Below are 12480 nucleotides of genomic sequence, written 5' to 3'. Positions count from 1 at the left end.
CTACACGGATCTGCGCGCGCTCACCAGACCGCGGGTCCCGCGCCCCCGGTCGCGCAGCGAGGCGGCGGCCCACCGCACATCGGCGGCGCGCGGCAGCAGATCCCCCGCGCCGAGTCCGGCGACCCTGGCGAACCACGCGACCTCCACCGCCGCCATGGCGCCGTAGCTCAGGGTCGAGGCGAGGGCCGCCCCGGCCGCTCCCCACAGCGGTATGAGCACGGCGTTCAACGCGACGTTCGACGCGAGGGCGCACGCGGCGACGGCGGTCATCGTCATCGGACGGCCCAGCCGCACCAGGTACTGCTCCACCGGCCGCAGCAGCGACCAGGCCACCGTGCCGGGGGCGAGGACGAGCAGCGGCGTCAGGCTCCCCGAGAAGGCCGCGCCGTACAGGGTGGGGATCAGCAGGGGCGAGACGCACGCCAGCGAGCAGACGGCGGCCGACCCGAGCATGAGGTTGAGCCGGACGGTCCGGGCCGTGACGGCCCGGGCCTCGGCCTCGTCCCTGACCGCCTGGCGGGCGACCACGATCTGGGCCAGCGCGTCGGTGGGCACCCTCGACAGGGACAGGAACGAGGTCGCGACGGTGTACAGCCCCACCTCGGCCGGTGTCACCCAAATGTTCAGGAGCAGCACGTCGACGGTGAGCAGGAGATGGAACGCGACCGCGCCCAGGTGGTAGCGGCCCGACAGCGCGAGCTGGCGGCGGGCGAGCGCCCTCTCCCCTCGCGCCGGCAGCCCGAGTGGCCGGACGAACAGCACGAAGGGGAGGATCGTGGAGACGGTCCAGCAGGCGACCACCGCCGTCAGCGTGAGCCTCCCGGTGACCGCGAGCAGCAGGATCGGGACGTACAACACCAATGCGGACAGTACGGTAGATCTGTTGGCCGTTCCGACCCGGGACTGGAGCAGCAGGACGCCCTTCAGGTTGAGCGCCGCGACGCCGAACGGCACGGCGAACAAGGCCATGACCATGAGCTGCGGCGGGACCGGCAGGCCCAGGACGGTCACCACGCAGAAGATCATCGCCCCGGCGGCCGCGCCGAGGACCAGCCCGAGGACCATGGCGTTGCCGACGAGGGGCCCATGGCGGTCCAGGACCGGCCACAGCGCCATCTGCGACCTTCCGACCGACAGATGGCCCACGACCGTGGCGATCCCCGCGGTCGTGGTGACGGTCGCGTAGACGCCCCGCCCCTCGGGTTGCAGGCCGCGGGCGAGGAAGACGCCCGCCACGGCGGCCATGGCCAGCGGGAACGCCTGGCTGACCATGGTCTGCAGGAAACTCCGCACGCTCTAGCTCCCCCGGCGGGCCGTGAGGAGCCGCCGGTACAGGTCGAGGTGCTCGTCGGTCACGGTCTCCACGTCGAGGTTCTTCCAGGCCCAGGCGCGGGCCGACGCGCCCAGCGAGGCCGCGAGCGCCGGGTCGTCGACCAGCCGGGCGATGCCGTCCGCCAGGGCGCGCGGCGTCCGGGAGGGCACCAGGACACCCCGGTCCTTCAGCAGTTCGGGGGTGCCTCCGACCGCGGTGGCGACAATCGGCCTGCCCGCCGCCATCGCCTCCATGACCGCGTTGCTCAGGCCCTCCGCCGTCGAGGGCAGGGCCACCACGTCGGCGCGGGCCAGCAGTCCCGCGGTGTCCTGGCGGAAGCCGAGGAAACGGACGTCGACTCCCGCCTCCGCTGCCTGCCGCTCGAGCCGCTCGCGCTCCGGGCCGTCCCCGGCGAGCACGAACGTGCAGGGGCGGCCCCGGCGGGCGAGCAGCGCGGCGGCCTCGACGAGGAAGCGCTGCCCCTTGTTCTCGCTGAGACGGGCGACGCACAGGACCACGGGCAGCGCGGTGTCGACGGGCTCGGGCTCGACCCGGTCGAAGGCCGAGGGCGGGAGTCCGTTGTAGATCACGCTCACCTTGCGGCCGGGAACGGCCTCGACCTCGCGTGTGCCCTGGGCGATCACCGCCGAGTTGGCCACGATGTGGTCGGTCATCCGGTTCACCGCCCGCTCGATCGCGGCCGTCCACGGCTTCTTCGGCCGTAGGTAGCCCTGCGTGCGCCGGGCGGTGACGACCACCGGCACCCGTGCCAGCCGGGCCGCGGGGGTCCCCACGAGGTAGCACTCCCACAGGTAGCCGTGCAGGACCTCGGGCCGGAGTTCCCGCAACAGCCCGACCAGGCGGGCGAAGGCCCGCAGGTTGCCGGGCGGCGGGACGATCCCCTCCGGGTTGCGGGAGAAGCCCAGATAATGCACGCCGATCCCGGCCGCGCGCAGGTCGTCGGCGTGCGGGCCGCCCCTGGACATCACGAACACGTGGACCTCTACTCCCCTGTCCCGCAGCCGTTCCGCGAGCAGGCACAGTTGTCTCTGGGCGCCTCCGAGCCCGAGGTGCCCGATGAAGAGCACGACGCGCCGCACTTTGCCTTCGTCTGTCGGTGCCATCGGACGACCTCACGTTCCGCGTACGAGTGAGCCGGGAGCTTCGGGGTCGGCGGCGCGCTCCTCCGGTGGCCCGGCGTACGGCCGCGTCCTGCTCCACGCGATCGCCGACAGCAGGCTCGTCACCATCACGATCGGAATGCGCTGCCGGAAGATCAGGCCGATGTTCGACATGGTCGTCGCGTACGCGACGGAGGCGGGCACCAGGAACAGCAGCAGGATCAGGAGCGTCCTGCGGTCGTGGCGCCACAGGTGGCGTGCGCCCTGGACCGCGCAGAAGAGCAGCCAGTACCAGAGCAGCGTGTCGATCTTGCCGAGCTGGAGCGCCATGCTCCCGCTCGCCCACGGGAAGGGCGACAGCAGTGTGTAGGCCAGCTTCGGCCCCAGGTCGCTCCACGCGTTGCCGCCGTCGTCGAAGACGACGCCCGATCCGCCCTCGGCGTTCGCGAGCCGGGTGTGCTGCGACTGCCCGCGGTCGAGTTGCGCCTGCATCGTGCCGAGCGGCCCGCCGTCCTGGTCGAGGCCCTGGTCGAAGCCCTGCAGCAGGACGAGGACCGGGATCAGCACGACGGCGAAGACGACGAGGCTCCGGCCCGACAGCGCGTGTCTGACCCGGACGGCCCCGGCGAGCAGCGGCAGGCTGCACATGAACACCATGTAGGGGCGCACGTTCCACAACGCCCAGAGCAGCGGGCCGAGCGCGACGACCTTGAGCGGGTCGAAGCGCCGCAGGTTGGACACGGCGAGGCCCAGGCACGTCACCACGAGGAACGCGTTGAATCCGTCCTTGAACATGTCGGAGGTGTGCAGCAGGAACCCCGGCAGGAACGCGGTGAGAACGAGGAGCCGGAACGCCGCCCGCTCGTCCGCACCGAGTAGCCGGGCGAACCTGTAGAGGACGACGCACAGCGCGCAGCCGAGCAAGGCCACGATCGAGGTGCAGGCCAGGGGCGCCCTCCCGCCGCACAGGTACATGACCAGCGCGAAGACGTGGCATGGGACCGCCACGCCGTAGACCGACCCCAGCTCGTCGGAGGTGACGTAGTGCACCCCGTTCCTGTGCCACAGCTCGACGATGCCGAGCGCCCTCGCCTCGTAGGAGTAGTTGTCCCCGCCGTATCCCAGGCCCGACCGCATCAGCAGGACGTGGACGGCCAGCCGTACGGCGAAGGCGGCCAGCAGCACCGGGAGCGCGCACCACGCCACCCGGGGCTTGAGGCCGGCGTGCACGACGACGACGAGCAGCACCGCGGCGGCGATGACGACGATGTACTCCACCGGCGTCACCCCACGTCCCTTGAACACGCCTCGGCGTACAGCGCGTCGAACCACTCCGCGGCCCGCCTGATGTCCACCAGGTCGGCGCTCTCCCGGGCGCCCGCCCGGAGCCGGGCCAGCGTGCCGGGCCGCATCGCCCGCAGGATGCCCTCGGCGAGCGCGTCCGCGCTGCCCGGCGGGGTGAGCACGCCGTTGCGCCCGGTCTCGATCAGGTCGGGCACGCCCCCGACGGCGGTGGAGACCACGGGAACCCCCGCGGCCAGCGCCTCCATGACGACGACCGGCAGCCCCTCCCAGGAGGAGCTGAGCACGAGCAGGTCGGCGGCGGCGATCAGCCGGCCCGCGTCGGGCACATGGCCGGCTATCCGGACGGCGGCGTCGAGCCCGAGCGCGGCGATGCGGAGGCCCGTCGGCTCCAGCTCCGGGCCGGACCCGGCGAGCAGGAAAACGGCGCGCGGTTCGGCCGCGACGACTCTGGCGGCGGCGTCGACCAGCAGCCTGTGGTTCTTCTGCGGCCGGAAGTTCGCGACGTTGACGATGAGGAAGGCGTCATCGGGGACGCCCCGCTCCCGCCGGGTGACGGCGGCGAGCGCCGCCCTGTGACGCTGCTCCGCCACGCGCACCCCGTGCACGCAGGTGGCCGGGGCGCGACCGCGCCTGCCGGTGCGCGCCCGGGCGACCTGGGGCGAGACCGCGACGATCCGGCTGTCCAGCCACCCGGTCAGCCGGTCGAGCAGCATGGTCACCGGGCGGTAGCGCACGTTGTGCACCGTCGAGACCAGGACCGGCCGGGGACGCCAGAGCCGGGACACCGGCCGCAGCAGCGCCCCGGGCAGCGGTGAGTGCAGGTTGACGACGTCCGGCCGCAGGCGCCTGACCTCGTGGAGCAGGCGCGCGAGCCGCAGCGGCCGCGGGCAGGCGGTGAGGTCGACGACCTCGATCCCCGCCGACCTGAGCCTGCCGGTCAGTTCGGCGGTGGAGGCGCTCAGGCACACGACCGTGTAGCGGTGCGCCTGCCGCGACGCGGCCAGCAGCCGTTCCACGAGGAGCACCTCCGCGCCTCCGACGTCGAGCGTCTTGATCACTTCGCAGACATGGACACAGCGCATCGCGCTCGATCCCCTCGCAAGGCGTTCCATCGGGGTGCTAGCGGCGCTCGACGGCCCGCAGCCCCGAGCCCGTGACACCGATGTACTTGCCTTCGTAGGCGAAGACGCGGAAGAGCGGCTGCCGCTCGGCGTACTCCCGGAAGACCAGGTTGTCCTGGATGTCGTCCATCACGAGCACGTGCCTGCCGGTCATGTGGGGCCGTACCCGCCGGAGGAAGAACTCCCGCCCGTGCCTGGTCTTGTCCGAGTCGTAGTGAACGAGATCGACCATCGTGTCCGGGGACAGGAATTCCTCGAGATTGCGGCGGTCGCCCTTTATCCGCAAGGACCACCTGCTTTTCAGGTCATTCGGTACGACATATCCGATATAGCGCTCGGGGTTGGCGAGCCGGAAGAACGGGAAGTCGCTGGACATCAGCCGGCCGAATCCGTTGACCCGCATCGCGGCGAGCATCGCCGCGGTGGACCATCCGGCCGCCACCCCGGTCTCCAGGGCGAGCGCGGGCCGTACGACCCTGGTCAGCAGATAGAGCAGTTGCATGCCGCCGGCCCCGCCCAGGTTCACCCCCGCCGCGGCGAGCGCCTCCATGCGCGGCCGGGCGAGGTCCGCGAGGGACTCGGCGAACTCCTTGCCCTCCCGCCACAGGACCGGGTCGACGCCGTCGCCCCAGGCGTCCATGTCCTCGGCGTGTTTCGCCGCCCAGGCGCGCGCGGAGCTCCTCTCCCGGTCGTGCCCCTGGCTCAGCCGAGACCATATTTTCCGCGTCATCACGGGGAGATAAGCAGGGCGGGCGGCATTTCTGGCGACGACGCGAATATCCATGGTCGAAGGATACGGTGACGGTCTATTCGACAGCCGGAGCGCCACCGGAATATCTCGGAAAACAAAGCGGGCGGCGGTGTCCGGGAATTCACCCGGCACGGTAGATCGTGTAATCGCCGGCGCGATATGCGGGAGCGCCGCCCGGAATTCCGCCCAACCGCTCGAAGACGAGCCAGCGCACGCCGTAACGGTCGCGCAGGCGCCTGCTCGCGGCCGGGGAGGGAGCGAGGAAGGCGGCGTCGTTGTCCCGCAGCCGCTCCCGGTCCCAGAACGGGATGTTCTGCACCGGCAGTCCAGGATGCCAGCGCGCCATGTTCGACGACGTGTAGGTCCAGCCCTCGACCAGCACCCGTCGTTCGGCCAGCGCGGCCAGCCAGAGATGACGGTTGTCACAGGGGTTCCGGTATCCCCACCGGCAGTGGGCGTTCGTCGCGACCAGGTCGCCGGGGTCCGAGTGCGCCCGCAGCCACCGGGCCGCCGCCACGGTCCCGGCGGGGACCGCCTCGGCGGGCGCCCCGCTCCGGTGAGCGGCGGCGCCCCCGCCCCCGCCGTACGGGACGGCCCTCGCGATCCACGCCCCGGGCAGGCCGACGGCGCTGACCATGAAGACCACGAAGGCCCAGACCCGCGCACGGGCCCATCCCCTGACGAGGAGCACGAGGGCGGCCGACGCGACGGCGACCGCCAGCGCGGCGTACGGCCGGAAGAGGAGGACCTCCGGGAGGCCGGGCTCCAGCGGGACCACGACGCCGGAGACGACCCGGAGCAGGACCTCCACCAGCACCCCGGTGCCGACGGCCAGCGTCACCGCCGTCTTCGACAGCCGCGCCCTGGCCCGCACCTCCGACAGCCCGCGGACCGCGACGATCGCCAGGTAGGGGATCACCCCCGCCAGGAAGTAGATCTGGCTCATCTGGCAGTGCCCGAACACCACCACCGCTCCCAGGCCCGCCGCCCCCATGCCGGTCAGCAGCAGCGGTCCCGGGCCCATAGGCGCCCGCGACCGGCCTACCAGCCCGGCGGCTCCGAACCAGACGACCGTCCAGCACAGCGCGTACAGGAGCGCGCCCCCCAGGGGCGCCGCGCCGCTCCCCGGCCGGCCGGTCAGCTCTCCCCAGGTGAAGCGCATGAGCGAGAGCGGGTCCACGACCATCCCGTTGCGCGCGCCGCCGAACAACACGAACTGCGCGTACAGGAGACACGCCCCGGTCATCGCCGCCGCACCGAGCAGCGCCCGGGGAAGCCTGCGCCGCCTGGCCGCCTCGACCGCGCCCACCGCCGTCAGCCCGGCGGCGAGCAGTGGCAGTTGCGTGGCCTTGGCGCCCATGACCCCGACGAGGAAGGCGCCCAGCAGCACCCACCGGCCGGCGTCGCCGCGGCGTTCCAGGAGCTCGATCACGAGCAGGACGACGGGCGCGAACAGCAGCGCCCCGAACGTCTGCGACGGGCTCGTCCACGACAGAACCCGCCAGGTGAACACCCCTGTGGAAGCGCCCAGGTACAGGCTCGGGGCCGCGACGAAGAACGTGCCGGCGACCGCGGCGAGCGCTCCCGCCCGGGAGCCGGCGACGCGCCGCGCGATCATCGTGAGCAGGACGACGAGCGCGGCGAGCACGGGGAGCATGCCGAGGCGGAACAGCAGCACCACCGGCTCGATCCCGGTCACCCAGCTCGCCGCCGCGAGGTGCGCGTACACGAACCAGTGGTAGAGCAGCGGCTCGCCCGCGACCACGGGCACGGTGGGCGGCATGTGGTGCTTGAGCTCGCCGATCAGCGCCAGGTGGTACGGCAGGTCGACGTTGGCGGCCGCCATGAGCGGCCAGGTGAGCGCCGCCTGCCGGTAGAAGGTGACCGCGCTCCAGGCGACCAGGACCATGACGGCCAGCGACAGGGCCCACGACCACCACAGCGGCGCGCGTGTCCGCGGCGCGCGTGACACGCGGCGGCGCAGCCTCGCCGACGCGGCGACGGCCGCGTACGTGGCGGCCGGCCATGCCAGGACGAGCAGCGGCGCCCCGGCGGCCCGCGCGGCGGCGTAGACGACGACCTCGGCGACGTAGCCGAGCGCGACGCCCAGCGCGATCTCCTCGGCCAGGCTGCGGCGGCCCCGATACAGGGCACGCACCAGCAGCGTCCCCGGCAGCGCCACGCAGGCGGCGAGGTAGGCGGCGAAGACGAGCAGGTCCCGCACGGACACGCCGTGGAGCACCGCCGCGCCCCCCGCGAACGCGGTCGCCGTCACCGCCGGGAGCCATCTGCCGAGACGGCCCGGCCTCTCGTCGCGCTCCCGGAGAGGAGCGGTGTCCCCCGCCCGTGGCGGCAGTGTGGCGGGCGCTGTCTTGGCCATGGGGCCAACCCTGACGAGCACGGGCGCGATGCCGGGGCCGCGGCGCGGGCGGCCGGTCGACTCCTTGCCACTCTTTTGTACGGGCCCCCGGTTCGGTCGTCGCTCTGCTTTTCCCGGCGAAGCGCCTCTGGACGTGCTCGGGAGGTCCTCGATCATGCCTCGGTAGGGAATGCGAAAAGGCTTCGCCGCGGCCGTGACGGTGTCGGCGAAAAGCTCAAATCGCGGGTTAGCTTCTCCGACGTGAACAGGCTCATCACCGAAGAGCCCGTGGTGAGACCGGACGACCGAATTCGGGTCATGGAAATCATCGCGCGCATGAACATCGGCGGCCCGGCCACCCAGATTCTGGGGCTGTGCGAACGGCTGAACACCGAGGAGTTCGACCACCGCCTCTACACCGGGCAGGTCGAGGAGACCGAGAGCGACCGGCTCGGGAACACGGTGGCACGGGTGCACCGCGTCCCCGGCCTGGGCCGCTCGGTCCGGCCCGGCGACGACTGCCGCGCGCTGCTGCGGCTGGCCGCCGAGATGCGGGCCTTCCGGCCGCACATCGTGCACACCCGTACGGCCAAGGCGGGCGCGCTCGGCCGGGTGGCCGCCCGCCTCGCCCGGATCGGTCCGGCATGGGGCGGACGGACCGTGCACGTCTTCCACGGCCACCTGCTGCACGGCTACTTCTCGCCCGCGAAACGCCGCCTCTACGTGGGGGTGGAGCGGCGACTGGCCGCCATGACCGACCGGCTGGTGACGGTGGGCGCCAATGTGCGCGACGACCTGCTCGCGGCCGGGATCGGCCACCCCGGGCAGTACGTCGTGATTCCGCCGGGCGTGCGGCTGGGCGGGGTGCCCGGCCGCGAGGCCGCCCGCGCGGAGCTGGGGCTTCCTCCGGACGCGCCGATCGTCGCCTTCGTCGGCAGGCTCACCGGGGTGAAGCGGCCCGACCGGTTCCTCGCGGCCGCGCGGGCCGTGCTCGCCCGCCTGCCCGCCTGCCGGTTCGTCCTCTGCGGCGGAGGCGAGCTCACGGGCGAGGTGGAGCGGGCCGCCGGCGCCGCGCCGGGCGCCTTCCACCTGCTGGGGTGGCGGGCGGACGTCGGGACCGTCTACGCGGCGGCCGACGTCGTCCTGCTCACCTCCGACAACGAGGGCACGCCGCTGACGTTGATCGAGGCCGGCATGGCGGGCACTCCCGTCGTCGCCACCCGCGTGGGCAGCGTCGAGGAGGTCGTCAGGCACGGGGTCACCGGCCTGCTGACCGCCCCGGACGCGGGCGAACTGGCCGAGCACGCCTTCCGGCTGCTGACCGACCCGGTGCTCGCCCGCCGCATGGGCGAGGCCGCCCGCCGCTGGACGACGGAGTCCTTCGCGGTGGAGCGCCTGGTGGCCGACACCGAGGCGCTCTACCGCTCGCTGTACGCCGCGTCCAGCCCGTCGTTCCCAAGGAGAATCGCATGAGAGTCCTGGTCACCGGAGGCGCCGGCTTCATCGGCGCCAACCTCTGCCGGGCGCTGACCACCCGGCCCGAGGTCGAGAGCGTCACCGTGCTGGACGACCTGAGCAGCGGGGACCCGGCCAACCTCGCCGACGTCGGGGCCGTCCTCGTGACCGGCAGCATCCTCGACCGGGACCTGCTGGCCGACCTCGTGCCCGGCGCGACGCACGTGATCCACCTGGCCGCGCGGCCCTCGGTGCCCCGGTCGGTGAAGGACCCGCTCGCCTCGCACGCCGTCAACGCGACGGGGACGCTGCACGTCCTGGAGGCGTGCCGGGCCACCCGGCCGCACGTGATCCTGGCGTCGTCCTCCTCGGTCTACGGCGACCACGCCGAGGCGTGCAAGCACGAGGACCTGCCGGCCCGGCCGCTGAGCCCGTACGGCGCGAGCAAGCTCGCCACCGAGGCGTACGCGCTGGCGTACGCCTCCAGCTACGGCCTCCCCGTGCTGCCGTTCCGCTTCTTCAACGTGTACGGCCCGCTCCAGCCGGCCGGGCACGCGTACGCCGCGGTGATCCCGGCGTTCGTCGGCGCCGCGCTGGCGGGGCTGCCGGTCCCGATCCACGGCGACGGGCGGCAGGCGCGTGACTTCACCTACGTGGGCTCGGTGGTGGACGTCCTCACCGACGCCGCGGTCCGCCGGGTCACCGGCGGCACGCCGGTCAACCTGGCCTTCGGCACCCGCGTGTCCCTGCTCCAGCTCAAGGACGCCCTGGCCGCCGTCCTCGGCCGGCCGGTCGAGGCGGAGTTCCTGCCGCCCCGCGCGGGCGACATCCGCGAGTCGCAGGCGTCGGCCCGCCTGCTGCTCGACCGGTTCCCCGGCGTCCGGCCGGTGCCGCTGGAGGAGGGGCTGCACCTCACCGTGACCTGGTTCGAGAAGACGTCCGGAGCCGGGAGCGCCTGACACGCCACCTTCGCGCACGAAGTCCTATTGCGATCCTGTCAACCTCCACTTGCTGGGAGAAGGCCTTGACCACGTCAAGCGGGAACACCTATCTGATCACCGGCGGGAGCGGCTTCGTCGGATCCCACCTGACCGACGCCCTGCTCGCTCGCGGCGACTCGGTCGTCGTCCTGGACGACATGTCGACCGGCCGCCCGGCCAACCTCGCGCACCACGCGGGTGACCCGCGGCTGCGCGTGGTCCAGGGCTCGGTCCTGGACGAGCTCGTGGTGGACCAGCTCGTGCACACGTGCGATGTGGTGGTCCACCTCGCCGCCGCCGTGGGAGTGAAGCTGATCGTCGAACAGCCGCTGCGCTCGCTCACCACCAACATCCGCGGTTCGGAGATCGTCGTGGAGGCGGCGCACCGCTATCGGCGGAAGATCCTGGTGACCAGCACGAGCGAGATCTACGGGAAGAACTCGGCCGGCCCGCTCCCCGAGTGGTCCGACCGGATCCTGGGCAGTCCGGACGTCGTCCGCTGGGCCTACAGCACGGCCAAGGCGGTGGAGGAGATCCTGGCCAACGCCTACCACAGGGAGCGCGGCCTGCCGACGGTCGTCGTCCGGCTGTTCAACACGGTGGGGCCGCGGCAGAGCCCGGCGTACGGCATGGTCATCCCCCGGCTCGTCCGGCAGGCGCTGGCGGGCATGCCGCTCACCGTGCACGGCGACGGCACGCAGACCCGCTGCTTCGCGCACGTACGCGACGTCGTGCGGGCCCTGCTCCTGCTGCTGGACGACGACCGCGCGGTCGGAGGCACGTTCAACGTCGGCTCGAGCGACGAGGTGAGCATCCTGGAGCTGGCCAAGCTGATCGTCGAGCTCACCGGGAGCACGTCCGGCGTCGATCTCGTCCCGTACGCCGAGGCGTACGGCAGGGGCTTCGAGGACATGACACGCCGGGTTCCCGACACCGGCAGGCTGCGCACGCTGACCGGGTGGACACCGGCCCTGTCGCTGGACGACATCCTGCTGGAGACCATCGCCGACGCCCGCGCCGAGCTCGCGGCCACGGGCCGGTGAACGGCGCCACCGCCCTGGTCATCGCGATCAGCGCCTTCGCCGGCTGCGCGGCGGCGACCCCCGTGATGCGGCGCCTCGCGCTGCGCTGGGGACTCACCGACAGGCCCGGCGGGCACAAGTCGCACCGGCGGCCGACGCCCTATCTGGGCGGGATCGCCATCATGCTGTGCACCGTCGTCCCCCCGGTGGCGCTGGCCGGCGCGGCCTGCCAGCGGATCGCCGGCATCCTCGTCGGCGCCGTGGCCATGGCCCTGCTCGGGCTGATCGACGACATCGCGCCGCTTCCTCCGCCGACCCGGCTGGCCGTACAGGCGCTGGCGGCAGGGGTGGCCGTGACGAGCGGGGTCGTCGCGCCGGTGACCGGGACCTGGCCGGACGTGCCGATCACCCTGCTGTGGATCGTCGTGGTCACCAACTCGTTCAACCTGCTCGACAACATGGACGGCGCGCTGGGCGCGGTCACCGTGGTCAGCACCGCGCTCCTGGCCGCCGCCGCCTTCGTGTCCGGGCGTCCGGAGACCGGCCTGCTCCTGGCCGCCCTGTCCCCCGCCGCCCTGGGGTTCCTGCTGCACAACTGGGCGCCGGCGCGGATCTTCATGGGGGACGCCGGTTCGCTGTTCATCGGGTTCGTGCTGGCGTCCTCGGCGGCACTGGTGATCACCGGCACCGGGACCGGCACGGCGGTCGCGGGCCTGCTCCTGCCGACCTTCGTCGCGACCGTCGACACCGGGATCGTGCTGCTGTCGAGGCGGAGGGCGGGCCGGCCGTTGCTGCAGGGCGGCTCCGACCACCTCTCACATCGACTGCACCGGCTCGGTCTCGGCAAGCGGCGCACGGCCCTCGCGCTCGCCGCGCTCGCGGCCGCCGCCGGCCTGGCCGACCTGGCGATGACGCTGGGCTGGATCGCGCCGGCGGCCGCGGCGATCGGCGGCGTCGCCGCCGCGTGCGTCGTCGTCGTGCTGCCACAGCGCGTTCCGGTCTATCCGCCGGCCCGTCCCCGGACGATCTCTATCCCTGTAAGGGGCTGACACCC

The 12480-nt window shown here is 72.9% G+C and carries 10 protein-coding genes; 4 read left to right on the top strand and 6 right to left on the bottom strand.

The genetic code is table 11. The annotated features are described in order from the left end of the window. From HHX33_RS37135 to HHX33_RS11435, 6 genes are all read right to left on the bottom strand, one after another. Window positions 1-1293, bottom strand: a complete 1293-nt coding sequence (locus HHX33_RS37135; RefSeq protein ID WP_182874554.1) for a lipopolysaccharide biosynthesis protein — start codon at window positions 1291-1293, stop codon at window positions 1-3. 3 nt (window positions 1294-1296) lie between these two features. After that, window positions 1297-2436: a glycosyltransferase gene (locus HHX33_RS11455; RefSeq protein ID WP_182874553.1), complete on the bottom strand. Its 1140-nt coding sequence runs from the start codon at window positions 2434-2436 to the stop codon at window positions 1297-1299. A gap of 9 nt (window positions 2437-2445) precedes the next feature. Further along, window positions 2446-3738: a hypothetical protein gene (locus HHX33_RS11450; protein WP_182874552.1), complete on the bottom strand. Its 1293-nt coding sequence runs from the start codon at window positions 3736-3738 to the stop codon at window positions 2446-2448. Further along, the gene (locus HHX33_RS11445) at window positions 3717-4820 is read right to left on the bottom strand and encodes a glycosyltransferase (protein WP_182874551.1); all 1104 of its coding nucleotides are present in this window, start codon (window positions 4818-4820) and stop codon (window positions 3717-3719) included. The genes HHX33_RS11450 and HHX33_RS11445 overlap by 22 nt, the downstream gene beginning before the upstream one ends. A 37-nt stretch (window positions 4821-4857) precedes the next feature. Beyond that, complete coding sequence (locus tag HHX33_RS11440) at window positions 4858-5589, bottom strand: class I SAM-dependent methyltransferase (RefSeq protein ID WP_182874550.1); 732 nt, start codon at window positions 5587-5589, stop codon at window positions 4858-4860. A gap of 142 nt (window positions 5590-5731) precedes the next feature. Continuing rightward, window positions 5732-7990, bottom strand: coding sequence for a hypothetical protein (locus tag HHX33_RS11435; RefSeq protein ID WP_182874549.1), 2259 nt, complete (start codon window positions 7988-7990; stop codon window positions 5732-5734). Between the two features lie 297 nt (window positions 7991-8287). On the opposite strand from HHX33_RS11435, the gene HHX33_RS11430 reads away from it, so the two are divergent. From HHX33_RS11430 to HHX33_RS11415, 4 genes are all read left to right on the top strand, one after another. After that, a complete protein-coding gene (locus HHX33_RS11430) occupies window positions 8288-9442 on the top strand; it encodes a glycosyltransferase (RefSeq protein ID WP_220501711.1) in 1155 nt (384 codons plus the stop codon). Continuing rightward, entirely contained in the window at window positions 9439-10383 is a 945-nt protein-coding gene (locus tag HHX33_RS11425; RefSeq protein WP_182874548.1) for an NAD-dependent epimerase/dehydratase family protein, read from the top strand. Before HHX33_RS11430 ends, HHX33_RS11425 begins: the two co-directional genes overlap by 4 nt. A gap of 65 nt (window positions 10384-10448) precedes the next feature. After that, window positions 10449-11447 carry an NAD-dependent epimerase/dehydratase family protein gene (locus HHX33_RS11420; protein ID WP_182874547.1) on the top strand — a complete coding sequence of 333 codons (999 nt, stop codon included), beginning with the start codon at window positions 10449-10451 and terminating at the stop codon, window positions 11445-11447. Continuing rightward, window positions 11444-12475, top strand: a complete 1032-nt coding sequence (locus HHX33_RS11415; RefSeq protein ID WP_182874546.1) for a glycosyltransferase family 4 protein — start codon at window positions 11444-11446, stop codon at window positions 12473-12475. The genes HHX33_RS11420 and HHX33_RS11415 overlap by 4 nt, the downstream gene beginning before the upstream one ends. Window positions 12476-12480 lie beyond the last annotated feature (5 nt).

This window comes from Microbispora sp. H10670, from assembly GCF_014161385.1.
Taxonomy (GTDB): Bacteria; Actinomycetota; Actinomycetes; order Streptosporangiales; family Streptosporangiaceae; genus Microbispora; species Microbispora triticiradicis.
Note: the sequence above shows the minus strand (reverse complement) of the source record. Positions and strands in the feature narration are given on the sequence as shown.

Coding starts and splice junctions, on each gene's coding strand:
- HHX33_RS11455 (WP_182874553.1), bottom strand. CDS start 2,436: ATGGCACCGACAGACGAAGGCAAAGTGCGGCGCGTCGTGCTCTTCATC.
- HHX33_RS11445 (WP_182874551.1), bottom strand. CDS start 4,820: ATGCGCTGTGTCCATGTCTGCGAAGTGATCAAGACGCTCGACGTCGGA.
- HHX33_RS11440 (WP_182874550.1), bottom strand. CDS start 5,589: ATGACGCGGAAAATATGGTCTCGGCTGAGCCAGGGGCACGACCGGGAG.
- HHX33_RS11435 (WP_182874549.1), bottom strand. CDS start 7,990: ATGGCCAAGACAGCGCCCGCCACACTGCCGCCACGGGCGGGGGACACC.
- HHX33_RS11430 (WP_220501711.1), top strand. CDS start 8,288: ATGGAAATCATCGCGCGCATGAACATCGGCGGCCCGGCCACCCAGATT.
- HHX33_RS11425 (WP_182874548.1), top strand. CDS start 9,439: ATGAGAGTCCTGGTCACCGGAGGCGCCGGCTTCATCGGCGCCAACCTC.